Source organism: Gemmatimonadaceae bacterium (genome assembly GCA_036003045.1).
Classification (GTDB): domain Bacteria; phylum Gemmatimonadota; class Gemmatimonadetes; order Gemmatimonadales; family Gemmatimonadaceae; genus JAQBQB01.
The window spans coordinates 1-26,307 of the sequence record DASYSS010000100.1 but is presented as its reverse complement, the minus strand read 5'-3'; the positions used below and the strand labels follow the sequence as shown (position 1 = coordinate 26,307).

Genomic DNA, 26,307 nt, shown 5'->3' with positions numbered 1-26,307 from the left:
CCTTCGGCATCGGGCAGTTCTCGGAGTTCGGCAGTTTCGGAGCTCGGAAGTCTCGCATTCTCGGCGTTCGGCAGTCTCGGCGTTCGGCAGTCTCGGCGTTCGGCAGTTCTCGACTCCCGTTCACAACTACCGAACGCGCACGCCTATCAGCAACGGCAGCAGCGTGAGGCGATCGCGCCGATATCGGGGAATCACCGCGAGCCGCGCACCGAGGACCAATCCAAGGTGGCCGGCGGGAAACACGCTGGCATCGAGTTGGCCGATCGCGGCGCCAATGCGCGTGCCGTCCACCGAGTACGCTGCTCCACCCACGCCGATCCGACTCTCGACGCTCGGAACGGGAGCGTACAGCAGGCCGACCGTCCCGCTGGGTCCAGCAACGTCGGGATACGACGGCTCACAACCGCCGCCCGGAGTGACGATGCACACCAGATCAGGGTTGGTGCCGAATAGTCCGAACTGACCGAACCAATCGTAGCCAACCTCCGCATACGCGGCGAAGCGTCCCCCTGCCCGCTGCAGCAGCCGGCCGGCAACAGCGAGATGGGCGGCGGCGCGGCCGTTGTTGAAGAAGTCGCCCCCGCTGACGATCGCGCCGCCGACCGTGGCATCGGAGCTCCAACGATACGCGCGCTGGGCGCTCACCGAACCAGGCGACACGACTCCAAGGGTGAACCCGAGAACGAGCGTCAATCGACAGCAGCTGAACATCAAAGATGTGTCATCGCCGAGCGGCTTTGGTGAGATGGGCGTGGCGGAACGCGACTACTTGGCGGGTGTGTGGGGTTTGCCAAACACCTCGACGATTGTGGCGACGACCGTGCCGATGTTCGTGAAGGTGTGATTCGCGCCTGCCTTGATGCGCAACACCTCTCCAGCATGCACGTCCCTGGGCTCCTCGCCTTCGACGGTAAGGCGAAGCGTGCCGCTCAGTAGAATGAACACGTGGTACGAGAATTCCGGATGGTTGTGCATCCGGCGCGTGGCGCCGGGCTCCGCATAGTCACGCGCAACGCTAAATGCCGAGTCATCCAGAAGTCGCCACGAGGCTGAGATGCCCGAGTCTCCCTGGACGGGCAAGGCCGTCACGCCCTTGGGGAGCGCCTGAGCCAACGCACCTTTGGCCAATCCCGACCCGAAAGTAGCGAGCAAGGCGCACAACGGGAGCACGCGAAATCGCATGGCGATCCTCGCTTGATGTGACGCTAGCGGCAATCGTTTGCAGGGCGTCCGCTTGAAATGACAGCCGACGCCGCAATGCCGCAACCGAGCGCCAGAGTGCCGGAGTGCCGGAGTGCCGGAGTGCCGGAGCGCCGGAGCGCCGGAGCGGACAGGAACGCCGCCCGCGTAGACCTACTCGGGCAGCTCTACCTGCTGCGGCAGCTCCACCTGCTGCCGCATGCGTTGCCGCAGGGCCTCGGCATTTCGGCGCCGTGCCTCGTCGACGGTCGCCGGCGCGACGCGCTCGAGCAGGTCGCCGACCTTCCAGGCCAACGATTCGGGCCCGCGAAACGCGTCTCGGTACCCGAACGAATAGCCGGCGATCGCCGCAACGAGAAGCCAGAAAAAGCGACGTCGCGGAATCGACGCGATGTCGCGAAGAAGATCGATGCCCCGGTCACGCCACGCCGCCGCGCTCATGCTGGTTGTCATGACAGCATACTATAAAATGATGCTCAGCCCCTTGGAAGCCTCATCCAATCGTCAAGCGGCGCCTACGGCCGCTTGGGCGGCCACGCCCAACCGATAAGACTTCCAAGGAGCCCGCCCGCAACTGCACTTTGTGTGGCGGAGACAGCATCACACCGGCCCGCGGGCGGGTGGCGTTACACGGCTCACGGTCGCAGCCGACATTGTAAAACGCGCCACCGACGGACCGAGCACGCCCCCCGATCACGGCCCCAGCCAGGGCGCCCCGCCCCGCATCGTGCCGGTGCACGATCGTCGCCGGAATCGCGGCCGCGGCGGCACCGAGCCCGGCGCCCACGAGTGTCGAGACCGCGCGATCTGTACTGCACGCGTGGCTCGCCTGCGCGCGAGCTCGCCGTGACGATAGCACCACGAGCACCACGACGGCGGTTCCTCGCGATAGCGAGGCCAGCCCCATGCAGCGGACTCCGAATCTGGTTGAAGGGGTGGGCGGCCTAACGTCAAGCGGGATAGGGGCGGCACGCTGTCAACAGGTGTACAAAGCTGCAATGCCAATGCTGCATACTACCTATGGTCACGCTCTCTTCGCGCGAAGGCTCGGGGTGGGACTGTCCTCCACGGACCACTGCAATATTGCCTCGGCTCCGCTCCGGACAGCCCCACCCTCTCGCCCCCTGAACACGCCACACGAAGTTGCGCCTTTAGGACGTCGGCGCTCTTAGGACGTCGGCGCTCTTAGGACGTCGGCGCCCTTAGGACGTCGGCGCCCTTAGGACGTCTCGTTCTCAATCGCAGCGCAGCGCAATCGCAGGACTGACACGCGCGGCCCGTCGCGCCGGGAGCAGCGCCGCGAGCGCGGCTACGACGGTGAGCGCGGCACAGGACCCGAAGAACGCCAGCGGATCCCGCGCCGAAACACGAAAAAGGAGCGGCGATAATAAGCCCGCCAGCCACACCGACAACGACAGGCCGACAACAATCCCGACGATGACGATCCGACCCACATCTGCCGCGACGTTGGCGATGATCGCTCGGCTCGTCGCTCCCAGCGCCATACGCAAGCCGATCTCCGGCGTTCGCGCCGACACGCCGAACGCGATCACGCCGTAGAGTCCGAGCGCCGCGAGCGCGATCGCGCCAATCGCGAACGCGATCGAGACCTGCGCGATGACGCGGTGGCGAGCCGCCGACTGCGCCAGCACCTGCTTCATCGTCAGGATCTCATCGACCGGCACGCCCGGGTCCACGTCCCGCACCGCATCGCGAACCCGCGCAGCGATGTTGGCCCCTGCGTCGTCCCTCGCCGCGCGAACCACGAGCGTGAGGTCGCCGCCCGAATTATCCGCGTGCGGCACGTACAGTTGCATGGTCAGGGAGCGATCGAGTCCGTACTGATACGTGTCGCCCACGACGCCGACCACCGTACGTTCCGCCTGGCCCGCCCCGCTCCAAATGCGCTTCCCGACCGCGCTCCCGTCCGGAAAGAGAGCCCGTGCCATCGTCTCGTTGATGATCGCGACGAGCGGATGCTGGTCGTCATCCGTCGGGGTAAATCGCCGTCCCGCGTCGAGCGGAATACCCATCGCCTCGAAGTAGCCCGGCGTGACGCGATACACGTCTGGACTCGGCACTTCGCCGGGCGCATACGTTCGTCCGACGACTTTCGCGTCGGTCCTGTCGAAATTCGGCGACTCCGGAAGCACGCTCACCGCTCCCGCGGCGGTCACGCCCGGCACGGCGGAGATGCGATTCAATACTTCGCCGAAGAATCGCACCTGACGCTCGCCCCGCGGATAGAGCGTATCGGGCAGCGTGACGCGCGCCGTCACCACACCTCTCGGATCGAACCCCGAGGGAACCGCGCGTAGTTTTACGTAACTTCGCGCGAGCAACCCGGCGCCCACGAGAACGATCGTCGCCATTGCGAGCTGGGCGGCGACGACGACGCGGCGAACGCCTGCATGACCTGGGGCGGACGTGCGCCCACCGTCCCTCAGCGACGAGAGCGGCCCCGGCCCTCGGAAGGCCGCGGCCACCGTCGCAATCGTGAACACGATCGTCGCGGCAAACGAGGCGAGAATCGAGAACGCGAGAACTCGCCAGTCGGCCGAGACTCCGCGCGGATCGGGTAACACGTCGCCGAGTTGTCGAGCGATGGCGACTGCGCCGATCGACGTGAGGCCGGCGCCGAGCACGAACGCGGCCGCTCCCAGCAACCCGCACTCGGTCGCCAGCTGTCGCGCCAGACGCGCGCGGCTCGCACCAAGCGCGATTCGAATCGCGAGCTCGCGTTGACGAGCCGCGGTGCGCGTCAGCATCAGGCCGGCGATGTTGGCGCATGCGATGAGGAGCACGAACACGGCGCCCGCTTGAACGAGCAGCAGCTCTCCCTCGAGCGGTCTCGTCACGTAGTCGCCGAGGCTCACGACCACGGCGCGGTGTCCGCGATTGGCTTCCGGGAACGCCGCCGCAAGGCGCGCGCTTTCGACGTCGAGCTCTCGCTGCGCGCTTTCGATCGTCGCGCCCGGAGCCAGCCGCGCGATCGTCTTGAGAAAGCTCCACGATCGCTGCGCGTCGTCGTAGCGCGACGGCAACGGGCGATACATCTCCGGCTGACATGCGAGCATCGTCGGTAAAGCCGTGAACTCCGGCCTGAGAACGCCGATGACGGTTGCCGGCACGCCGTCGACCGATAGGCGCGACGATACGACATCCGGATTGGCGTTCAAGCGCTGCCGCCACAATGCGTGCGTGATGACGACCACCGGCGCCGCGCCGGGCGCGAAGTCACTTGGCTCGAGCAGCCGGCCAAGCAGCGGCGTTGCGCCGATGACGGCGAAGAAATCCGGTGACACCTCCATTTGCGTCGTCCGATCCGCGACTCCGCTCGTGGTAATGATCGGCCGCGGCGTGCAACTGAAGACGGCCAAGGACTGCAGCGCCCTGACGTCGCGGCGCCAATCCATGGCGTTGGTGAACGACACGGGGTCGAGTTGCGCGATTCCCTTTTGCCGCTGAGTGTCCCAAACGAGCGCCAGGCGCTCCGCGCTTCTATACGGAAGTGAACGGAGAAGCACGCCGTCGACGGCGCTAAAGGCCGACGTCGCCAGCGCCACCGCTGTTCCTATCGTCACGACGACGACTGCCGTGAGTGCCGGCGTTCGCCGACACATCCGCCACGCGTATCGCAGATCCTGCGTCAACTCGGCGAGGGCCGCGGGTCGCAGCTGGTCACGCACCTCTTCTTTGATGCGCGACGCGCCGCCGAAAGCCACCAGCGCGGCCTGCCGCGCGGCGACCGGGTTCATGCCGCGCGCGACGTTGAGCTGGGTTTGTTGCTCGATGTGATCCCGAATCTCGTCTTCGAGATCGCGCTCGACGTCCGCACGGCGAAGGAGCGTGCGCAGGCGAAGCGCGAACATGGCCGGCCATCGAGAGACGCGCATGGGCATGCCTCAAGGTCATATCGGTTACCGAGATGAGAATACCGGTCGCCCTCTCGGTAAGCAAGTGGAGGTTCATCGCCGCAGGGCGACCGTCGTGGTCGCCGGCTCGTCCGAGACGAATCGCGCCTCGAGGGGGCCGGTCACCATGGCGTACCCGTGTTCCAACGCTGAAGGCGATGCTGGCGCGCGGTCGACGGGTACGACAGCGAAACGGCGGGCTTGGTGGTAGAATCGGGTCTCATGGGAGTGCTTGGCGAACCGGTCATTCTCGCACCTCAAGTGGGCGTGAGGTCAAGGGCAGCGTCGGATTGACCTCGAGCGTACTTCAGGTGGTACGATGACCCGCGTGAAATGATGGTGACGCCCGACAACTGGCTTCCGTGCAATTGATTACTCCTCGTTGGCGAGTGATGCGCGTCGCCATTCCAGTCGCGTTTGGCATTGTCATTTGGCTGCCGCCATTGCCATCGGCCGCGCAAACAACTGGGGTCGTGGTGACGGGAGACTCGGCGACGGCTCGGCTCGTGTACCACGGTAAGGCTTTACATCCTTTCTGCCTCGACTTCGATGCGGAGCGTCTCGATCGCGTCAAACCGATCCTCCTTGCCTCCTGCACCGATACCGTAGTCGCAATTCAAGCCGACGCCGACGGCTGGCGTCGGGCCAAACATCGCGACCCGGACACTCCGCGGATCATCGGCTATCGGGCTCTGGCTTCGGCCGGCGATCGGTTTCTCGTTGCCACTGAGGCCTATGGATATGGCAGTGGCCAGTTCTCGAACCTCTTCTGGGTGCGGCTCGAGAGTGATCGCGTTGCCGTCGTTCGCGATATCGCCGCCGGAGACCGCTGCGGGGGCGGCCTGAGTGGGTACACGGTCGACCATTCAGGGGTGGTCTTTCGGGTCGCGACGACGGCGAGGGACGTCATCAAACTGGCGCGCGTATCCGTTCCGGACTCGCTCCGCCTTCGCTTGCGAGACGGCTACTACGCTTGCGACGGCAACGCAACGTACCGCTACGATTTCGCGTCTCAACGGAGGACGCTGTTATCCCTCACATTGGATACGACTGGCGCGTACATCGACGGCCTCCCAAGCGTGGGCGGTCCTCCACGAGAAAGAGCCCAGTTATGCTTCGATCGTCTCGCACGGGAATACGTCGTGAGCGCACGCCAGGTATTGTCCCTCACTGACCTAGCGGCGTTCGCCCACGCCTTCTTGGCCCGGTGCGCGTAGGGTCGATGCAGAGCGCGCACGAGAGAAGTTTGAACATTCCGTTTGCGTCCGTTTCCGGCCTTTCAGCGTTGGAGACTTCATGAAGCGAGTGACAGGTATCGGTGGCATCTTCTTCAAGGCCAAGGACCCAAAGAGTTTGGGTGCTTGGTACAAGACCCACCTGGGCATCGACGTCCAGACGTGGGGCGGCGCGGCCTTCGATTGGAACGGGCCAGACAATCCCGAAGGGGCTGGGACGACGGCGTGGACCCTCTTTCCTGCCGACACCCAACACTTCGCTCCAAGCGCTGCGCCGTTCATGGTCAACTACCGCGTCGCCGACCTGCACGCACTGCTTGCCGCGCTTCGATCGGAGGGCGTGCAAGTCGAAGAACGGGTCGACGAATCCGAGTACGGAAAGTTCGGTTGGGTGGTCGACCCAGAGGGCAATAAAGTCGAGCTGTGGCAGCCACCTGACGGGGGGTAACCGCCCGTCACCGCGCGTGGCTCCGGATCAGGACTCCGTGACACTCGCTTCCGTGAGACAGCGTCCGCACTCATCGAGCGATTTACAGGTGCACGTCCCTTGGCGCTGAAGCAACGACTCCCTGTCCTTCATGCGCGACATGAGGGTTGCCAGCTGATCGAGCTTCTGTCGCGCCAGGGTCGCCCAACGCTCCGCCGGGGGAGCGTCTGTAGGGAATTCGTGGAGGAGCGTTCGAATCTCGCGTAGTGAAAACCCAAGGGAGCGAGCCCGCTGAATCACCGCCAAACGATGGAGCGCCGCGTTGTCATAGCGTCGCTGGCCGTGTACGCGGGCGGGCGGCTGGAGAATACCGATCTCCTCGTAGTAGCGGAGCGCCGACGGCCGGAGGCCAACGCGATTGCCGACCTCCGAGATTGTGAGCTGGGCCATGAGCCATTGTACGCCATCCGCGTTCAGCAAGCCAGGCTGTGGGTGGGCGCGCGCGGACCGGCGTGTTCCAGGAGCCCGGCTTGCGCTCGAGTCGACTTGAAGCGTTAGAGTCGTCGGGACCGCGCTGACTCGGGCTACTCCGGAGAGCTCATGAACCGACTTTCACGTGCCGCCATCCTATTTCTCATCGAAGCGGCCACCGCCGGGTCGCAAACCATCCGGCCGTCGCGGCAAGGAACGATCGCCGAGACCGTCGATTCGTGGATCGCGAACACGGAACAGCATGTGGTGCCGCTCGCGGATGCGATGCCGGCGGAGCGGTATTCATTTCGGCCATCGACCGCGCTCGGTGACTTCGAAGGCGTGCGCACCTTCGGGGAGCAGGTGAAGCACCTTGCCGCCAACAATTACCGGGCGGCGGCGTTGATCCTTCGAGAGACCCCGAGCGCCGAGATGTTGAACGAGACGGGTCCGGACTCGGTGCGAACGAAGGTGCAGATCATGACGTATCTGCAAGGTTCGTTTGCCGCGCTGCATCGATCGGCCGCGTCAATCAATTCGGCCAACGTCACCGCCCCGCTCGCGACGTCGAGCGCATGGCAAAGGAATCGGCTGTCTTTCGCCATCGACGCGGTGGCGCATTCATTCGATCACTACGGTCAGTTGGTGGAATACCTTCGGATGAACGGCATCATCCCGCCGGACAGCCGGCCACCATCGCGATAGCGAACGACGGCACGCGACACTCCGTCATGTCTGACCAGCTCTATCGATCGACCGCGTTGTGCAGAGCGGCCGGATCGGGAATCTGAAAACGACCCTTCGGCCGCGCCACGATCAGTTTGTTTTCCTTGAGATGCCGCAGTTCGCGGACGACGACTTCGCGCACCGTCCCAAGCTCCTCGGCCAAGTCCTGCTGCGTCATGCCGATTGAGAAGGAATTCAACGCCGTCGCCGCGTGCCGGCGCAGGAGAAAGTCGATGAGGCGGGCGCGCACGCTCGTGGCCGAGCGCTCGTCGAGCCGGGCAACCAACGACCGAACTCGCGACGCCAACCGCCCTGCCAACAAGAACGCGATCTCCGGGCACTCGGCGATTGCGGCCTCGAGAGAGGCTCGGTCGAACAACGCGCATCGGGTCGGCTCCGCCGCGATGCTCGTCGCCGGATAGGTCCCCCCCGCCACCAACGGGACTTCGCCGAGAGTCCCTCCCGGTCCCTCGGTGTGGATGACGTGTTGTCGCGCACCGCTGCCGCGGACGACGCGAACGCGACCCTCGAGGACGACGAACCAACCGCGTGGCGGGCTGCCAGCCCGAAAAATCACTGCGTCAGTTGGAACGGCCAGCTCGGTGCCGCGGGCGGCCAGGGCATCGATGGCCTGCGGGGCTACTCGATCGAACAGCGGTAGCCGGGCAAGTGCATCCCGAGATATCACAATTGAACCCTCACGCCAACTGGTGTGACTTTAGTCTCTTGGTCCTCGCCTTCGTGCCCATCATGGTTCATGGCAGACCTTAACCCGTGAGAGGGTGCCATGATCCGCACGAAAGTAATCCTCGCCGGAGTTGCCGCCCTCTTCGTCGCGACACCCCGCGTTCACGCCCAATCCGCAGGCTCGGTCGACTGTAGCATCCTGACCGCGCCTGCTGCCGACCACGCGACGATGGATCACTCGGCCCACGCGCAAATCACGAAGGAATGCAGCGCCCGATTGCCCGTATCTGCCGGGCAGGCGGCGTATGGCGCGATCTCCGAAGTCGTGCGGATGCTGAAGGCCGACCCCAACACAGATTGGGCGAAGGTCAACATCGAGGCGCTTCGCCAGCACCTGATCGACATGGACGACGTGACGCTGCACGCCGCAGTGGCGCAGAGGAACGTCCCCGGGGGCGTCGAGATGAGAGTGACAGGCACGGGGCACACGGCCGATGCGATTCGGAGGATGGCGGTCAATCACGCGAAGATGTTGGATCGCGGCGATGAGTATCATGCGTCGGCGACGCCGACGCCAGAAGGTGCGATCATCGCTGTCACGGCCAAGAATTCTTCCGACGCCCGGACCGTTGCTCGCATCCGGGGTCTTGGCTTCGCCGGGCTGTTGACTGAAGGAGATCACCACGCCGCGCACCATCTGGCCCTCGCGCGAGGCGAGACCTCGTCCCACGAGCGTTAAGTACGCCGCTTCACATGTTCGAACAACGCCTCTCGGCCGTCTCGCCCTCCCGGAGTTTCGTGATCTGATGCCCCTTCTCGCGGTCGGCTTGAATCCTGGCCAGCCCGCCGGATATTTGAACGCACCGGAGCAGGCGCGTGATCCTCATCGTCGGCGGAAGTGGAACGCTCGGCCAAATGCTCGCGACTCGGCTGCTCAACGCCGGGTACGACGTGCGCGTCATGTCGCGGACGCCGAACAAGGTCGCCGCGCTCCGGGCCGAGGGCGCCGACGTCGTCAGCGGTGATCTCCTCGACTCCGACTCGCTCGTTCGCGCATGCCAAGGAGCGGACGCGGTCGTCTCGGCTGCACACTCGATTCTCGGGCGGGGACGCCATGCGTCGGTTCACGTCGATGGTGCCGGCCAATGCCGACTGATCGACGCCGCCAAAGCAGCCGGCGTGCGCCGCTTCGTCTACGTCTCCGTCCATGAGCCCGATCGGGCGTTCCGGCGGATTCCCTTCTTCCGGATCAAGCACGACGTCGAGCAATATCTCGTCAAGAGCGGACTCGCGTGGACCATTCTTCGGCCGACGGCGTTCATGGATCTGCACGCGCATGTTCTCATCGGCGAGCCGCTCATCAAGAAGGGAAAGGTCGTGCTGTTCGGCCGCGGCGAACGCCCGCGGAATTTCGTCGCGGCGTCGGACGTGGCCGAGATCGCGTTTCGTTCGCTGACGGAATCATCGTTCGTCGGTCAGACCGTCGACATCGGCGGTCCGGAGAACCTCTCCAGCCACGACGTCGTTCGCATCTACGAGCGCAGGGTCGGCCGGCGCGCCCGCGTCACGCATGCGCCGATCGCCGTGCCAAGGGTAATGTCCGTGCTCTTACGGCCTTTTCATCCGGGGCTGAGCCAGATCATGCAGACCGCGGTCCTGACTGAGACGGTCAACCAGTCGTTCGATGCCGGACCGCTGGCCGAACGCCTCGGTATGCGGCTGATGACGCTGGATGAGTGGGTGTCGCGCCGGCTGTGATCGACCCTTAGGCAGCTATTTCACTTTCGGCCCGACCCGATTCTCGCCGCCTTGATGAAGCACGAGCCCCGTCACCACACCGCTCGCGTTTCGCGTGAAGCTGACCTGGGCGTCGATCTCCCTGAAAAAGAAATCCGTCGCGCTCTCAGGCCATAGCCGCGCTTCCGGCTGTCCGCTGGGCGTGAGATACAAGGCGCCGTTGCGGACGTGCACGTCGAGCATCACGCCGACTCCCGCGAAGGCCGGAGACAAGTTGTACTTGCCGGCGTACGCGGCGAGCGTGCTGACGGGCAGGTCGATGGCGACGCGGGCTTTGCTCGGCGGCGCTGCCGATGGCGGAACCAAGCCAAGCTGCCGCATATACGATGCGAGCTGCGCGTAGTGTTCGGCCAAGTCCGTCGTGAAAGCCAGCAGCACGCGCGCCGGCAAGATGGTTCTGCCGGAATCGGATTGCATTGTGGCCACTTCCCCAATGCGCCGGTCATTGAGCTGGCCGATGGCCGCGGTGCAGAAGACGATCGACGCGCGGACTCGCGCAACGAGCGTGTCCTTGGGCCATTTCGCTCGAACCGAATCGCTGATACGCCATTCCGCCGCCGCGCGTGGATCGGGTCTGCCGAGTCGTGAACACAGGCCGAAATTGGCATCCTCGAGGTGTTGCGCGATGTATCCAACTGTTTGCTGCGCCGGCGTCGGGCTGAAGCCGTATTTCGTGGCCGGGATGGAGTCGAGCGCGGCGACGATCAGGCGGCCATAGTGTTCGGCGAAGTACGCGAACGACGCGCGAATGTTGTTGGGCCCTTTATCGGATGACGATGATTGGGCGATAAGCGCCGCCGGAAACAACGCGCCCACGATGATCGACCGGATGCGGACCATAGGATGCTCGGGGTGGCTAGGTCGGCTCTTCGACACCGTCAAGCTATCGGCGTTCCAACTCGCCGGCGACGTGCGCGGCAACCATTGGCGTCGACGGACAGGCCATCACGACGCCGGCTGCGTGGGATCTGCTGCGTGACGCCCGGTTGCGGCAAAGCGCATCGTCGCGAACAACTACTTCCAGATGCTCGGCGCCCGCATCGTCTCGTGCGCACCGCTGCCACGCAGCAGCAACGGATGAGCATGATCACGCTCGGAGCATTCGCGACGCTCGCGCTCCTCCTGGCGGCCGTGGGGCCCTACGGCGTCATCAGCTACTCGGTCGCGCAGCGACGCAGGAGCTTGGAGTCCGCGCGGCGCTCGGGGCCTTGCCGAGCGATTTGGTCCGCGTCGTGTTGCGCGAGGCGGCGGGCGTTACGGCTGTCGCCATTGGTCTCGGAGCCGCCGGCGTGCTCGCCACACATAGACTGATCGCCTCGCAGTTGTTCGGCGTTGCGGCGACCGATCCGCTCACGTTGGCCGTCGCTGGATTGGTGCTCGCCCTGTGCGCCGTGCTGGCGGCGCTGGCTCCCATGCGGCGGGCGGCGCGCATCGATCCGATGGAGGCGCTGAGATAGCGGAGAGATCCCGCAGATCAAAAAAGCGAAACAATCTGCGGGATTGTAGTTCAAATCGGTGTCGTCTGCGTTTGAATTGGTGCCCGTGTGATGCGAGGGGAACTCACGAGCTCGCGCTAACGGCCGAACGCGGATTCGTAGAACTTCACGATCCGCTGACGCGCGTCGAAGCCGTGCCACGGCTCCGGACTCGGCCCCCCGACGATGTTGCGACTGAGCGGACCGTGATCGTCGCGCGGATATGTCACGAGCTGGACCGACACGCCGGCCTGACGCAATGCCCGGTACATCTCCTGGGACTGCCCGATCGGGTCGGTCAAATCCGACTCGCCCTGGAGCAGCAGGAACGGCGTCTTGGCGTGACTTGCGCCAGCGAGAGGGCTCTGCCGCCACGCGTCAGCGAACTGCTCCCACGGCTTTCCGAAATACCACCGGTCGTACCACGATCCGTTTTCGGTGCCGTACTCGCTGAACTGGTCGATCACCGGCGCGCACGACACGATCGCCTTGAAGCGGTCCGTCTTTCCTTCGATGAACGCGGCCATCTCGCCGCCATAGCTGTAGCCGAAGACGGCCAGCTTGTTGGCGTCGATCGGCTGGTTGGCGATCGCGTAGTCGACGCCCGCCATGATGTCGCGGTAGTCGCCACCGCCGAGATCGTTCTTGTTCGCCGCGGCGAACGCGGCGCCGCGTCCGCTGCTCCCACGGGGGTTCGGCATCAACACGGCCCAGCCGCGTCCGATGAGAAACTGCGCGAATGCCGAGTAGTACTCGAGCCAGGCGCCGAGCGGGCCGCCGTGCACGTCGACGACCAGCGGCACTTTCCCGCGCGCAGCTTCGGGCGGCAGATACAGAAGCCCGTCGATCGTGCGGCCGTCGTTCTTCCAGTGCACGACGCGCGCTTTCACCGCTGGCCAACTCGCGTCGGCGGTAGCCGGCGCCGAGACCCGGGTCGCGGCGCCGCCGAGGCTCGAGGCGACGTACAGCGCCGTCGGCTCGTCGGTGCCGGCGGCCAGATACACCCACGCGCTGCGACGATCGTTCGTCTGGAGCGATGCAACCGCGGCGTGACCCATCGCGAGCTCGACGGGCGGCCCGCCGGCGACCGCGAAGCGCGCATAGCCCGTCCTGGTTCCGTTCGCGACGCTGGCAATGACCGTCTCCTCCGTCTCCGCGAGGTCCGGTGAGTTCACGGAACCCGAATAGCCGCTCGACAGATTTCTGATACCGCCGCCGGCGAGCGGTACGACATACAGGTCCGAGTAACCTGGCGGTGTATCCGCGGCGGCCTGGGCGGCGAAGAACAGTCTCGCGTCACTCGGCGACCAGACGATCTTGCCGGCGGTCGTCGGCGACTCGGCCAGGCGCCTCGGCGCGCCGGGATTCGCGACGTCCACGATCCACAGCGTGTCCGACGGCCCGAGATCGCTGACGTTGTTCATCGGGCTCGTCACCACCGCGAGACGGTCGCCGCGGTGCGACCATACGACTTCTTTTATGTCGGGGGCGATCGCGATCGGCGTCAGTTTCGACGACGCGAAGTTGAACAGGTATGCGCGCGAGCCGTGAATGTCCTGGTCGATCGCGTGGGCGTCGGCCCTATCTTGATTCTGCTTCTCCTCGCCCGGCGTGTCGGGATCGCGAGCCACGATTGCCGCCGTGCGCCCGTCCGGCGCCACCGAGTAGTCCGCCACGTCGATCTCGACCGAGTCGCGCGACGCTTTCGCAGCCGATCCATCCACGGCATCGGGCGCGGCGGACGCGTCGATCGAGGGAACGATCTTCATCGTGATCGCTTGGGCTTCACCGCCGTTCAGCGGCAACCTATAGAGTTGCGAGTGCTTGCTGCGCTTCGCGACGAAATACACGGCGCGCCCGTCGGGCGACCATGTGCCGTCTCGCTCGCTGCTCTTTGTCCCTGCGGGCGCAAACGTGATCTGCCGCGACGTGTTCGTGGCGACATCGGCGAGCCAGAAGTGAGTCGTGGCACTGTCGACCGTTGGCTCTGTCACCGCAAAGAGGACCATCCGCCCGTCGGGAGAGAGTCGCGGATCGGCGATTGCGCGCGTATGGCGCAGGTCCTCGTTCGTGGGGAAGTGCGCGCCAGGTGTCGTCTGCGCAGCAATGGCGTTGCCGGTAGCCACGACGAGTACGGCGCACAGCGGCAGGACTGGGAGGCGAAGTGGAACGTTCATGTCGTCGGTTGCGGTCGATGCTCGCGAACATACGAGCCTGCCCGCGGCGGGGCCAGCCGAGCGAACGGTCATCGCGGAGTCGACGGGTCGTGTCGACGATTTGGAGTCACCGCACACCTCGAACGCCATGTTGCTCGGGCTCGCCGGAGCGTGGACGTCAGCGCCCCAAGCACGTCAGCGCTCTAAGGACGTCAGCGCTCTAAGGACGTCAGCGCTCTAAGGACGTCAGCGCCCTAAGGACATCAGCGCCCTAAGGACGTCCACAGCGCCGTACCTCCCCCGCTATCGCGACGGCGCAAGAGCATTATACTAAAAACTCTTACGCCACAGCGCGCCGCCGCGCCCTTTCCGCAAGCCACCCGGGACCGAGCCGCTCGTGTCATACCGACTGATCGCGCTGACCCTCGCGCACTGCGTCGCACTCCCGACCCTGGCGAGCGCCCAGTCTCCCGCCATCCGCCGCGAGATCATCCAGGGACACGCGACCGCCGACGGGACCGTCCCCATCCCAGCCGCCAACATCGTCGTCACCATGGCGCCCGACCGCGCCACCTTCGAGACCCGCACCGACTCCGCCGGCTTCTATAGAATCGTCATCCCGAACGGCACCGGCGACTACCTGGTCCACATCACGAAGATCGGATTCAACGCGTTTCGCAAACGGATCACCCGAAGCGGCCCGGACAGCGTGTACACCGTGGACGCGAAGATGCCCGCCGTCGTTCAACGTCTCGACGCCGTCCAGGTACAAGCGACGAAGCCCAAGCCGCAGCGCGGGCCGGGATTCGGCCCCGAGGTGGGATCGTCGGAGACATTTGCCTATGGCGTGACCGGTGCACTCTCGCCCGATCTCGCCGGAGATCTCGCGTCGCTCGCCTCGACGATCCCCGGAATCTCCACCGTCAGCGGCGGCATCTCCGCCCTCGGCCTCGGCCCCGGCGCCAACAGCACCACGCTCAATGGCATGGCGTTCCCAGGCGCCGACGTCCCACGCGATGCGCAGATGACGACGCGCGTGACAACCTCGACCTATGACCCCGCACGCGGTTGGTTTTCTGGCGCGCAGACCGCTACGGAGCTGAGCGGCGGCAGTCTCTTTACCAACCGGCGCGGGCATCTCACGCTCGACGCGCCGGCGCTGCAGTACACCGATCCTGTCTCGCGCGCCCTCGGCTCCCGCGTCACCAACTTCAACGCGAGCCTCGGCAGCGGCGGCTCGATGTCCGCCGACGACAAGTACTTCTATAGTTACGGCGTGCAGGGGGGCCGCAGCCTCTCGAACGCCACCTCGCTGCTCTCTGCCGATCCCCTCCTGCTCGCGCACGCCGGCGTCTCGCAGGATTCTGTCGACCGGCTCAGGAGCCTCCTGTCGAGTGCCCACGTGCCCGTTGCCGGACCCGTCGCGTCGCCCGATCGCATCAACGACAACATCTCGCTCATCGCCCGATTCGACCACTCACCCTACGACTGGGCGAACCTCAAACCGTCCACGACCACCGAGGCCATCACCTTCTACGGAAAGGTGTCGCGTGCTCAGGCCACCTCGCTGTCGCCCACGGTAACGCCGAGCCACGGCGGCGAGAGCCGGCAGGCGATCGGCATGGTGCAAGGCTACTACTCCACGTTCATCCACGACGACTATCTCCTCGACGCGAAGAGCGGCTTCAGCTACTCGGAGAACAAGGCGACGCCGTACGTGCAGCTCCCCGACGGCCGCGTGCTCGTGACGTCGAGCTTCCCCGACGCCACGTCGGGTTCGACGAGTTTGGGTTTCGGCGGGAACTCCGGACTCACGACCGACGTTCGCCAGTGGACGTGGGAGAACATCGGCACGATGCAGAGCTACGTGTCCGCCAAGCGTCCGCATCGTCTCAAGTTCGATACCGACGTCCGGCTCGACGGCTTCTCGCAGGATCTGGAGACCAACAAGTACGGCACCTTCTCGTTCAACTCGCTGAGCGATCTTCAGGCCGGGCGCCCGACGGTCTATACCAGAACTCTCAACGACCCGACGCGCACCGGCAGCGAATGGAACGCATTCCTCTCCGCCGGCGACCTTTGGCGCGTGTCGCCGACGCTCCAACTGCTCGGCGGCCTGCGCCTCGAGGGGAACCGGTTCAACGCCGTGCCGGCGTACAACCCGGATGTGGAACGAGTGTTTGGACTCCGCACGGACCACGCCCCCGACACGTGGGGCCTCAGTCCTCGGCTGGGCTTCACCTGGCTGCGCCGGCCCGGCGGCACCGGCATCATGTTCAATCCGGTCGGCACGTTCGCGTTGGCGCCGACCATGTACATCCGCGGCGGCATCGGCGAATTCCGGAACATGCTCCCCGCCGCGCTCCTCTCCACGGCGCGCGTCTCGACTGGTCTCCCCAACGGTATCGAGCGCATCACCTGCCTCGGCGCCGCCGCTCCGACGCCCGACTGGTCCTCGTTCGTCGCGGATCCATCCTCGATTCCGTCGAGCTGTGTCCCGGGCGCGCCCAACCCCGTCTTTTCCGACGCCGCTCCCGGCGTCCAGCTCTTCGATTCGCGTTACACCGCGTCGCGAAGCTGGCGCGGCAATCTCTCCTTCTCCTCCAACCTCGCCAACTTCGTCTACGCGCTCGAGGGGACCTACGCGCTCAACTTGAATCAGCCCGGGATCGTCGACGCGAATTTTCGGCCGAGCTCTCAATTCACTCTGGGTGAGGAAGGACGACCGGTGTTCGTTCCCGCGACGGCGATCGATCCAGCGACCGGCGGGGTCTCGAGCGTGCCGGCTCGGGTTGACCAGAGCTTTGGCCGCGTCGTCGACAACGTTTCCGACCTTCGTTCCCACACCGCCCAATTCACCACGACCGTCTCTCGCAACACGACCTTCAAACGCACGTTCCTCTACACGTCGCTGGCGTACACCTACGCCGACAACCGCGCTCAGCATCGCGGCTTCGACGGCTCGGCCTTCGGCGATCCGAATGTGGTTGCATGGAGCCGAGGCGACTTCGACATCCGGCATTCATTCATTTATTCGCTCGGCATATCCAGGGCGGGCTTCACGCTGACCGGCCTCGGACGATTCTCCTCCGGCGTGCCGTTCACGCCGCTCGTCGGCTCCGATGTAAACGGGGATGGGCTCGCGAACGACCGCGCGTTCGTCTTCAACCCGGCGACCACGCGCGACACGAGCGTCGCGTCGGCGCTTCGTTCGCTGTTCTCTACGTCGAGCGCCGCGCGCAACTGCCTCGAGCGCCAACTCGGCGCCGCCGCGCAGCGCAACAGCTGCCAGGGTCCGTGGACGGCGTCATTCAACGCGCAGGTGAACGTCACCGGTGGGAGGCTCCATCTGCCGAAGAACGTGCAGAACGTCGCGCTCAACCTGACGAACCCATTGGGCGGGCTCGATCAGCTGCTTCACGGCAGCGACCATCTGCGCGGCTGGGGCACGCAGCCGTTCGCCGATCCGGTGCTGTACAACGTCCGCGGCTTCGACGCGGCGAACAGCCGGTTCGTTTATCAAGTGAACCCGCGCTTCGGCACGACGAACCCGTCGCTCAACACCCTTCGCGCTCCCTTCCGCCTCACGCTCGACGTGTCGATGACGCTCGGCCGCCCTGCCACCGAACAGCAGCTCGAACGCTGGCTCAACCCCGGCCGCGCCGGCCACCCGGGCCCCAAGCTCACGTCAGATGAATTGGTGAAACGCTACATCCGCACCGTCCTCGACCCATACGCATCGATCGCCACCGAGTCCGACTCGCTGCTGCTGACGAGAGACCAGCTCGAGGCAGTGCGAGCGGCGCAGGCGCACTGGACGGAGATGATGACCGCCCACTGGAAGAAGCTCGCGGACTATTTCGTTGCTCTTCCGGAAGTGTACGACGTGAGCGACGCCTACAAGCATCAAGAGGATGCGAGCGACGAAGGGTGGGCGAAGTCGTGGGCCGACGTGCACGAGCAACTGCCGCGGATCCTGTCGCCGCTTCAGCTCACGTTGCTCCCCTACCCGTCGTCGATGCTCTGGCAGGCGAAAGAAGCGCCCAAGGGGCTCCGGTACATCTTCTCTCGGTGACCGTGGGTTACCGTCAGCGTCGAGTCGTCTTCTCGAGACGCGCGATCGCCTTCTTCAAGTCCGCCACCGCCGGTGTCTCCGGTCCCGGTACCGATTCTCGTACCGCAAGCGCGGCACGATACGCCTGAAGCGCACCTCGGCGATCATCCAATGCTTGTAGAGCCGTGCCGACGTTGGTCCAAGTCACCGCGATGAGTGGCTCGCTCGGCTGGAGTTTCGCCCGCCGGATGGCCAATGCCTCATTGAACAACCGCAGCGCCTTGGCCGGCTGGTTCATCCTCATGTAGACACTGCCCAGGTTGTTGAGAGCGAATGCGGTCGCTGGATGATCGGCCCCGACGACTCGCTTCCATCCGTCCGCCGCGACGATCAGTAACGACTCGGCCACCGCGAGGTTTCCGCGCGCCCCGGACACGAGCGCGAGGTTGTTGAGAGTCCGCAGAGTCTCGAAGTGATCCGGCCCCAGCGTCGCCTCGCGAATCGCGAGCGCTTCGCGGTACGCCGTATCCGCACCGTTCAGATCTCCCTTCCGCCGCAACAGCACGCCGAGGTTGTTGAGCGTGAACGCGAGCACGGTGTCCGTCGTGACTTCCCCTCCCCCACTCGCGCGCCGCAAGCCGATTGCCCGGCTATAAAGCCGGCGCGCCGTGCTGTCCGCTCCGTCGTCCTGAAACGTCGACCCCTCGAGGGCGAGCGTCTGCGCGACCACGGCGCTCGTCGTGTCGCCCAGTCGGCGCCGGATCGCGAGCGCAGAGTCGTACTCGACGCGAGCGTCGCGGGTGCGATCGATGTAGTGCAGCGCCATTCCGTGCGCGATCAGCGCGGCGGCGAAGGCCGAGTCGGCCGGAGCGTGGCGAGCGCGGAGCGTCGCCACCGCGCGTTCCGCCAACTGTTCGGCCGGCGGATACAAACCGAGGTTCTGGTAGCTTTCGCTCATCACCGTCATCAGATCAGCTTTCGCTGCCGGCTGGTCGACCAGCTCGCGCTCGATCTTCGCGGCGCCTCGATCCAACAGTTCCCGCGCCGTGATCGTCGTGCCTTTTGCCTCCGCCGGGTCGGCGCCGCGAAACAGATCCTGAAGGAACGAGGAAACGGCCACCGCGCGCTTGCGCTCGCTCTCGACCTGCGCGGACCGCTCGCGAATCGCCGCCGATTGTCGAAGGACCGTGACGATGAAGGCCGCCAAGCTCGCGAATGCGAGGACGCTCAACACGACGCCAACCTGATGACGGCGCATGAAACATTCGGCGACGTAGCGCGGCGCTCGCGGACGCGCGCTCACGGGGTACCGGTTCAGGCTTCGCTCGACGTCTGCTGCCAACTGCTCCGCGGAGGAGTACCGGTCGGCGGCGAGCGGCGCCAGCGCGCGTTGGACGATGGCGTCCAGGTCGCGGGCCAGTCTCGCCCGCAACGCATCGGGCGACAGCTTTCGGGCTGCGGCAACTTGACCCGCGCGTTCAACGTCGCCGTCCGAGTCGACGGCTTCACTCGCCAATGGCACCGGCCGGGTGCGGATGGCTTCCAGCAGTGCAGACCGGTCGGCGCCGACATCACGATATGGCCGCCGCCCCGAAAGAAGCTGGAAGAGAATGACGCCGAGCGCGTAGACGTCGCTCGCCGTGGTGGTCGGCCCGCCTTCGATCTGTTCTGGTGCCGCGTACTCCGGCGTCAGCGCTTTGAGGTCCGGCCCGGCCGCCGAACTCGCCGGATCCGCGTCAAAGCGGGTCGGCGCCAGGACTTTTGCGATCCCGAAGTCGAGCAGTTTCGGGACGCCGTCCGACGTCACCAGGATGTTCGACGGTTTCAGGTCCTGGTGAACCACCAGGTTCTGGTGCGCGAATCTGACCGCGTTGCACACCGTTCGAAACAAGCGCAGCCTGTCGTCGACCGACAGCCGATGCTCGTCGCAGTAGTCAGTGAGCTGGTGGCCCTCGACGAACTCCAATGCCAGGAATGGCCGTCCGTCTTCCGTTTCGCCGACATCGAGTAAGTGCGCGATGTTGGGATGGTTCAACGACCCGAGGATCTGCCGTTCCGCCCGAAAGCCGGCGACCAGCTCCGACGATTCCATCCCGGCACGCACGATCTTGAGCGCGACGTGCTGCCGGAAATCCTGGCCCTCACGCAGCGCGAGCCACACCTCGCCCATCCCGCCGCGGCCGAGGGCGCGAACGAGTTGGTATGCGCCGATTCGTTGGTCAGGGACCATCGGCTCAGCGACCGGCAGCGTGACCAGCGACTCATCGATCCACCACGGGTCGCTCGCCTCGAGGAGCGACCTCACCTCGGCGGCGAGCGCTGGATCGTCCCGGTCGAGCGCCGCGAAATACGAGGCGCGCTCGGCCGCGGCCAGCCCGGACGCCTCGCCGAATGCGGATTCAATCGCGGCCCAGCGTTCGGCCGTCGGTTGCGAGGGATCGAGGTTTGGGCGGGGACTCGTCATGGCTGGTCGACGATATCGGCTTCGAGCTCACGCTTGAGCCACGCCCGCGCCGATTCCCACGAACGGCGGACCGTAATGGGAGAAACACCCATGGTCGTCGCGATTTCGTCGTAATTCATTCCGCCGAAAAAGCGATACTGGATCACGCGGGCGCCGCGTTCATTGAACTGCTCGAGCCGTTTCAGCGCCTCGTCGAGCGCGAGCAGCCGGTCGTCGGGAATGTCGCCGCCGATGACCTGAACCTCATCGAGCGGAACGCGCTCCACCGCGCCGCCTCGCTTGGCGGCGTTCCGCGCTTCGGCGTGGTTGACGAGAATCCGCCGCATCGCGAGCGCCGCCACCGCAAAGAAGTGGGAACGGTTCTGCCAATCGACGTTGCGTTGATCTACCAGCTTGAGGTAGGCCTCGTTGACGAGCGCCGTCGTCTGCAGCGTGTGACCCGTGCGCTCGAACGACAGCTTGCGATGGGCCATTGCGTGCAGCTCACCGTACACGAGCGAGACGAGCCGCTCCATTGCCGCGCGGTCTCCGGCTCGCGCCTGGGCGAGAATCTCGGTGACCGGCGCCGATTCGGACGGGGGGAGAGGGAGCACAGGAGCGCGGCTGGGTCGACCAGACGATACCGCTCATGGCCCTCGGGCGCCAATCACGGGCATGGCTGACGGCTCGTCGGCCCGACCTCTGAGGGCAATGAGCACTTTCAGCGCGAAATCCGGCGTTGTAAGCGAACCCCTTCAGGGAGCGAACAATGGTCGGATCCAAAGCGTTGCGTCTTGCCGCGAACGGCACCGGGAGGATCGCGCTGGTACTGACGATGGCGCTCGGCGGGCTGGCGGCGAACGCCGCCAGCGCGGGCGCGCAGTGGCATTTTTTCGAGAACGGCGTCGAGTCTTATCGCCGCCAGTCGGCCGAGTTCAAGGATCGCGCTGCCGCGCTGCTCAAACGGATCGACGAAGTGCCGGTCGGCGGCGTGTACTGCGACAACGCCGACAAACTGGCCGCGGGCCGGATGTTGGCCGAACTGCGCGCGGAGCTGGGCGACCTCGAGCGCGACTGGACTGCGTTCAAGGGAAGCGTGAACGGCTCAACGGAAATATCCGGGCCCGGTAGTGCGTTCGCCAAAGCGGGCATCGATCCGCTCGCGCCCGGCTTCTGGTCGGAGTCGAACAAAGAGATCCTTCAGGACCCGCAGAAGGCGCTCAACGAGAAGCTCGAGCTCTATCGAAAGACTCGGGTCGTCGACTGCAGCGATCCCAAGGCGAGGCGAAATCCGCCACCGGTCGACCCGCCGAAGAAGGATCCTCTGGCCGGCCTGAAGCGGCCCGCCCGGTTCCTCCAGGGCATCCCGTCCATTCCGAAGTTTTTCTGCACGCAAGCGGAGTACGACGCGTGGAAAAAGGCGATCGCTCAGCTGCTCCGCGAGAACCAGGACGCGGCGACTGCTTTGCGCAACTACCACGACGAGGTCTTCGATCGCTTGGCGGCGGCGCTTCGTAGCGTTCCATCCGACACGGCGGCCGTCCGCGTGCTCGAAGCGGAAGAGAAGTGGGAGCAGGCCGAACACGCACGCCTCACGCGAATCTACTATCAGATTCTTGACATTTATGGTTTGCCAATCCCGATCATCGACTGCACAGAACATCTGACGACGCCGCAGCCCAGGGCGCCGAAGGACAGTGTGCCGCCGGCGCGGCCGCCAACGGACACGACGCACCCGCACACCCAAGAACGCCCTGGCACCGGCGCTCCGCCGGCCATCGACACGACGCGTCCTCATACGATGGAGAAGCCCGGGACCGGAACGCCGAGTGGAACGGAACCGCCCAAGGTGGGCGCGATCCCTCACGGCAAGGTGGGCGGCGGCGGGTGGTTCGTGGGCGCGGGGATCGAGGAGAACTGGTATCAACAATTCGCGCATACGGCGGGCGACCAGGCGAACATCGGCGCCTTCACCGGGGAGCAGACCGCGCCGGGCTGGGGCGTCGGGCTTGGATTCGCGCAGGCCGGGTGGCGCATTTGGGCGTGCCGTCACGTCAACACACTGCACTACACCCAGCGGTTCAGCACACCCGGTTCACCATTCTCGCGAGTCGACGGAGACTTGAACGGGACGTTCTACGATCTGAGCGCCGGCCGGAGCTTGTCGTTTCTGTGGAAGACCCATGTCGAGGTGATCGGCGGAGTCACGTATGCCTACGACTACCTCGACCTCGTTCCGATCACACGGCTCGGCGTTTCGCTCGACCAGTCGCATCGGACGCTCGAGACGTGGAAGACCAACATCGGCGTCGCCATCGAGCGCCCGCTGTCGTCGGATCTGAATTGGCGCTTGAACATGACCTACACCGGCGCGGGCACCTCGAACGACGCCGACCTCAATCTCCGCTTTGGAGCCGGCCTTACGTACCGGCTTCCCATCCACGCCGGCTTCTGAGGAATACTTCAATGAAACTCGACTCGGAATTCTCATTTGGCGGCCGGCCGCTCGCGCGCCACGCCACGTCGGTAGCGGTTCTTGCATCGATGCTCGTCCTGGCGGGCTGCGAAGCCAAGCCGGCGGATTTCTTCGTCCCGCCGTCGTTGGTGGAAAACACGACGCCGACCGTGAGTGACAACACGCCGCCGCTTTTTGTCAATCCGTTTCCGGTGTCGTCGCTGACCGGTCCTTTCGCGATCAACAGCATTCATGTCGACATCAACGACATCATTGGATCAAACGGAGCGGCGGCGAGCGGGGTCGATCCATCGAGCGTGAGCGCGTCGATCGGCGGGGAGTCTCTCCCTGTGACCCGCAACGGAAATACGTACACCGCATCGCTGACGGGCCTTCCCGACGGCCAACTCGGCATCGTCTGGAACGGAAAGGACGTTGCCGGCAACCGCGCCACGTCGACGATGAGTCTCTACCTGAAGAACCACGGCCCGGCGATCACGATTCCGGCGCCTCCGCCGGCCACGTCGCAGTCGAACGGTGCGTCGATGCCGTTCAGCATCGGCGGCACGATCGCGGATGCCTATTTGTTCAAGGCCACCGGGAGCGTCCTCAAGCCCGGCCCGAGCAACCAGTGCGGTAATACGGATAACACGCCGTGGCCGAGCGGTACGGGGCCGGGGCAGGTCGCAGGCAACTCGTGGGACTACACGTCGAGCGTGCTGTCGAACGGCAGCTTCACGCTCAACGCCAACGCCTTCAATCCCGTCAGCGCGGGTGGAGCCCCCACGACGCTCCGCTATTGCTTCGGCGTGTTCGCCGAGGACAAGGCGACGGACGGCGGCGGCACCGCGAAGCACAACATGAGTGTTCGGTATATCACGGTCGACCAAACGTGGATGCCACCCGCGGCAACGTTCACGCTCTCCAGCACGGCGACGTATCGTCATCTGACCACGACGAGTGAAGTGTGCGTCACGATCAACACGACGCCGGCGCAGCTTGACCAAGCGTACCAGCTCGGTATTTCCGGCCCGGGCGTCATCGGTCCGACGAGCCTCGCGGGGACGCTCTCATCCGGATCAGTCGTCGTGCGAGTGCCGATCAGCCAGTTTGGCACGTACGCTGGGACGGTCGCGGTCGCGGGGCACACAGCGAGCTACACCGTCAACGTCACATCCGCGGCCGGCACCTGCACGTGATCAAGCCGCCGCCGTTGCAGCGCCGCCGTCATTCGGATCAGCGAATGGCGGCGGCGTCGAGCCGTCAGCTACGACGCGTTCGTCAGCCAGATCAATCCGATGAGCACCGGAGTCATTCCCTCCACCGTGTGCTCGCGCGAGCTGACCGTTGGCAAGCCTTGCTTCTTGAAGGTATCCGCGGAGTAAATCGCCATCTGCACATGGAATCGCGCCAAGAAGCCTGAATCGGCTTGACGGGCACCGGCGTATTCTCTACCACTTTCCATTGCCGCGTCGCGCATGTCGCGCGGCCAGATCCTCGAACCGTCCATGCTCTTATGCATAGCGGCGTCCGAATGCTCGTGTTGCTCTCGTTCATCGCCATCGCCGCGTGCGGTGGCTCCGGTGCTACCTCGAGCGGCACGATCGGCTCCGGCTCCGACACCGGGTTCGTAGTCACCGGAAATCCCGAGTCGCCCACTGGGGCAACATGGTCGTACAAAGGCGCCGTCGACGGCGTCGCGTATGATCTCACCGGCGTATTGTACAAACCCCTCGGCGCGGGACCATTTCCGGCGGTTCTGCTGAGTCATGGCTCCGATGGCAGCGCCTCGTTCTTCTCGGGTCTCGTTGCGCCGACGATGGTAACGTGGGGACTCGTGTGCATCGGCGTGAACTACACCCATTCGAGCGGCGTACCGCTCGGGTCGCCCGGAACCGCGGCCGACGTCGGCGCCAGTGCCGCCAACGTGGAGCGCGCCCACATGACCTATCTCTTGTTGCGCAAGCTCGGGTACGTCGACATGACCCGCGTCGCCGCTCATGGGCATAGCATGGGCGCGTATGTCGACGTCGCGCTGCTGGGCGCGTACCCGAGTGATTTTCGCGTCGCGTCGCACACGGGCGGCGGCGTCCGCCCGGCGTTCATCGTCGCGGGACCGGCGCCAACGATCGCGGAAGCGATCACCATCCGAACGCCCTACCAGATGCATCATGGTGACGCCGACACCACCGTGGCACTGAGCTACGACCAGCGTCAGGACTCGGTGTTGGCTGCGACGAACGTCGACCATCAACTGTTCGTGTACCCGGGCCTCGATCACCTCGCCGTGCGAACGTCGCCGGCGATGTTCCAGCGGGTTCACGACTGGTATCACGCTCACGGGCTGTTCTAACTGGCTCGAGCCATACCCGCGACGAACCGCCCAACGGTAAGCGTAACGCCAAAAACGATTTCGTCCTCGTGGACTTTCAGGGCGAGTTTGTATTTCCCGCGACCTGAGTGGGCGGGTTTGCTGCGCCTCGGCGTGAACACATCCGAGCCGCTTTACATCTCGGTAAGAAGCAAATGTGGCCCGATACGTTTGCTGGATTCGCAAGTCTATACGATCGGACGGCGGCGACGACGCACCGTACGTAGAGGTTTTTTTTGGGACGACCCGCGGCTGCGACCGCGGAGCCGCAGGTGTTGCCATGGCACCAGCAGTCGGTGTGCCCCTCAATGGGTTCCGCATCAAATTCGAGCACGAGTTCAAGCGTCACGCGCCAACCCATCACGTAACGCGTCGCGACGTCGAGCGGGTGCTCCGGTTCCCCCGGTGGGTCAATGATCTGACGACGACGGACCGTGGCACCGCGCTCTTCGAGACCGTCGGTGTATGGGTCGCCGCGCCGATGTCCTTACCGCGGCACGATCCCTCCTCTCTGCTCGTCATCACTCGCGACCGACGCGGTGATCGATGGGTCCATGACGCCTGGCGGGTCTATCACTCGGACGTCGATCTCAGGGCGGCGCGGTCTGCATACGACGTACTCTCCGCGTTTCTCGCGCGCTATGGACTCGAAGTGCAGCTCGGCAACGCCTCGCGCCGGCTCTTTCTCCCGTGCCGGGTTCCCATGGCCGCGACGGCGAACGCGGCACCGCGCGTACTCGGCGCTCTTTCGCGCCCGGAAACACGGCGCCTCGAAATCGTTCGCCTCGTTCCCGAGCGCGCCGAGATCGAGGTGACGGTTGCGTTCGCGGTGGACGAGCGATCGCTTCGCGCAGACATCGCGCGTCACCCTTGCATGGCAATGCAGGCGGGATGAA

22 protein-coding genes are annotated in these 26,307 nt (G+C 65.3%); 10 read left to right on the top strand and 12 right to left on the bottom strand.

The window, feature by feature from the left end; genetic code table 11:
* Positions 1-126: 126 nt before the first annotated feature.
* The 5 genes from VGQ44_21965 to VGQ44_21945 form a co-directional block, all read right to left on the bottom strand.
* Entirely contained in the window at positions 127-693 is a 567-nt protein-coding gene (locus tag VGQ44_21965) for a hypothetical protein (GenBank protein ID HEV8449504.1), read from the bottom strand.
* A gap of 72 nt (positions 694-765) precedes the next feature.
* Positions 766-1,182 carry a cupin domain-containing protein gene (locus VGQ44_21960; GenBank protein ID HEV8449503.1) on the bottom strand — a complete coding sequence of 139 codons (417 nt, stop codon included), beginning with the start codon at positions 1,180-1,182 and terminating at the stop codon, positions 766-768.
* A gap of 171 nt (positions 1,183-1,353) precedes the next feature.
* Positions 1,354-1,653, bottom strand: a complete 300-nt coding sequence (locus VGQ44_21955; GenBank protein HEV8449502.1) for a hypothetical protein — start codon at positions 1,651-1,653, stop codon at positions 1,354-1,356.
* Positions 1,654-2,435: 782 nt separating this feature from the next.
* Positions 2,436-5,096: an ABC transporter permease gene (locus VGQ44_21950; GenBank protein ID HEV8449501.1), complete on the bottom strand. Its 2,661-nt coding sequence runs from the start codon at positions 5,094-5,096 to the stop codon at positions 2,436-2,438.
* Between the two features lie 542 nt (positions 5,097-5,638).
* Positions 5,639-5,980, bottom strand: a complete 342-nt coding sequence (locus VGQ44_21945) for a hypothetical protein (GenBank protein ID HEV8449500.1) — start codon at positions 5,978-5,980, stop codon at positions 5,639-5,641.
* A 430-nt stretch (positions 5,981-6,410) separates the two neighbouring features.
* Here VGQ44_21945 and VGQ44_21940 point away from each other — a divergent pair, with 430 nt between their 5' ends.
* Entirely contained in the window at positions 6,411-6,797 is a 387-nt protein-coding gene (locus VGQ44_21940) for a VOC family protein (GenBank protein HEV8449499.1), read from the top strand.
* Between the two features lie 27 nt (positions 6,798-6,824).
* Here VGQ44_21940 and VGQ44_21935 read toward each other — a convergent pair whose 3' ends face one another.
* Positions 6,825-7,226 (bottom strand): MerR family transcriptional regulator, encoded by a 402-nt coding sequence (locus VGQ44_21935; GenBank protein ID HEV8449498.1) that lies wholly within the window; start codon positions 7,224-7,226, stop codon positions 6,825-6,827.
* Positions 7,227-7,376: 150 nt separating this feature from the next.
* Here VGQ44_21935 and VGQ44_21930 point away from each other — a divergent pair, with 150 nt between their 5' ends.
* Positions 7,377-7,952: a DinB family protein gene (locus tag VGQ44_21930; protein HEV8449497.1), complete on the top strand. Its 576-nt coding sequence runs from the start codon at positions 7,377-7,379 to the stop codon at positions 7,950-7,952.
* A gap of 40 nt (positions 7,953-7,992) precedes the next feature.
* On the opposite strand, the gene VGQ44_21925 is transcribed toward VGQ44_21930, so the two are convergent.
* Positions 7,993-8,661, bottom strand: coding sequence for a Crp/Fnr family transcriptional regulator (locus VGQ44_21925; GenBank protein ID HEV8449496.1), 669 nt, complete (start codon positions 8,659-8,661; stop codon positions 7,993-7,995).
* A 99-nt stretch (positions 8,662-8,760) separates the two neighbouring features.
* On the opposite strand from VGQ44_21925, the gene VGQ44_21920 reads away from it, so the two are divergent.
* Positions 8,761-9,399, top strand: coding sequence for a hypothetical protein (locus tag VGQ44_21920; GenBank protein HEV8449495.1), 639 nt, complete (start codon positions 8,761-8,763; stop codon positions 9,397-9,399).
* A gap of 137 nt (positions 9,400-9,536) precedes the next feature.
* On the top strand, positions 9,537-10,418 hold the full coding sequence (locus VGQ44_21915; GenBank protein ID HEV8449494.1) for an SDR family oxidoreductase: 882 nt from the start codon (positions 9,537-9,539) through the stop codon (positions 10,416-10,418).
* Between the two features lie 15 nt (positions 10,419-10,433).
* On the opposite strand, the gene VGQ44_21910 is transcribed toward VGQ44_21915, so the two are convergent.
* Positions 10,434-11,297, bottom strand: coding sequence for a DUF3471 domain-containing protein (locus VGQ44_21910; protein HEV8449493.1), 864 nt, complete (start codon positions 11,295-11,297; stop codon positions 10,434-10,436).
* 146 nt (positions 11,298-11,443) lie between these two features.
* Between VGQ44_21910 and VGQ44_21905 the strand changes: the two genes are divergently transcribed.
* Entirely contained in the window at positions 11,444-11,914 is a 471-nt protein-coding gene (locus tag VGQ44_21905) for an FtsX-like permease family protein (protein ID HEV8449492.1), read from the top strand.
* Between the two features lie 116 nt (positions 11,915-12,030).
* Here VGQ44_21905 and VGQ44_21900 read toward each other — a convergent pair whose 3' ends face one another.
* Complete coding sequence (locus VGQ44_21900) at positions 12,031-14,109, bottom strand: alpha/beta fold hydrolase (protein HEV8449491.1); 2,079 nt, start codon at positions 14,107-14,109, stop codon at positions 12,031-12,033.
* A 376-nt stretch (positions 14,110-14,485) separates the two neighbouring features.
* Here VGQ44_21900 and VGQ44_21895 point away from each other — a divergent pair, with 376 nt between their 5' ends.
* Entirely contained in the window at positions 14,486-18,163 is a 3,678-nt protein-coding gene (locus VGQ44_21895; protein ID HEV8449490.1) for a carboxypeptidase-like regulatory domain-containing protein, read from the top strand.
* 13 nt (positions 18,164-18,176) lie between these two features.
* Here VGQ44_21895 and VGQ44_21890 read toward each other — a convergent pair whose 3' ends face one another.
* Both VGQ44_21890 and VGQ44_21885 read right to left on the bottom strand, forming a co-directional pair.
* Positions 18,177-20,606: a serine/threonine-protein kinase gene (locus VGQ44_21890; GenBank protein HEV8449489.1), complete on the bottom strand. Its 2,430-nt coding sequence runs from the start codon at positions 20,604-20,606 to the stop codon at positions 18,177-18,179.
* The gene (locus tag VGQ44_21885) at positions 20,603-21,199 is read right to left on the bottom strand and encodes a sigma-70 family RNA polymerase sigma factor (GenBank protein ID HEV8449488.1); all 597 of its coding nucleotides are present in this window, start codon (positions 21,197-21,199) and stop codon (positions 20,603-20,605) included. Before VGQ44_21885 ends, VGQ44_21890 begins: the two co-directional genes overlap by 4 nt.
* Before the next feature lie 155 nt (positions 21,200-21,354).
* Between VGQ44_21885 and VGQ44_21880 the strand changes: the two genes are divergently transcribed.
* Positions 21,355-23,040: a hypothetical protein gene (locus VGQ44_21880; protein HEV8449487.1), complete on the top strand. Its 1,686-nt coding sequence runs from the start codon at positions 21,355-21,357 to the stop codon at positions 23,038-23,040.
* A gap of 11 nt (positions 23,041-23,051) precedes the next feature.
* Entirely contained in the window at positions 23,052-24,239 is a 1,188-nt protein-coding gene (locus VGQ44_21875; protein HEV8449486.1) for a hypothetical protein, read from the top strand.
* A 68-nt stretch (positions 24,240-24,307) separates the two neighbouring features.
* Here VGQ44_21875 and VGQ44_21870 read toward each other — a convergent pair whose 3' ends face one another.
* Positions 24,308-24,550 carry a hypothetical protein gene (locus VGQ44_21870; protein HEV8449485.1) on the bottom strand — a complete coding sequence of 81 codons (243 nt, stop codon included), beginning with the start codon at positions 24,548-24,550 and terminating at the stop codon, positions 24,308-24,310.
* Between the two features lie 6 nt (positions 24,551-24,556).
* Here VGQ44_21870 and VGQ44_21865 point away from each other — a divergent pair, with 6 nt between their 5' ends.
* Both VGQ44_21865 and VGQ44_21860 read left to right on the top strand, forming a co-directional pair.
* A complete protein-coding gene (locus tag VGQ44_21865; protein HEV8449484.1) occupies positions 24,557-25,393 on the top strand; it encodes a dienelactone hydrolase family protein in 837 nt (278 codons plus the stop codon).
* Positions 25,394-25,691: 298 nt separating this feature from the next.
* A complete protein-coding gene (locus VGQ44_21860) occupies positions 25,692-26,306 on the top strand; it encodes a hypothetical protein (GenBank protein HEV8449483.1) in 615 nt (204 codons plus the stop codon).
* The last annotated feature ends 1 nt before the right edge of the window (position 26,307 follow it).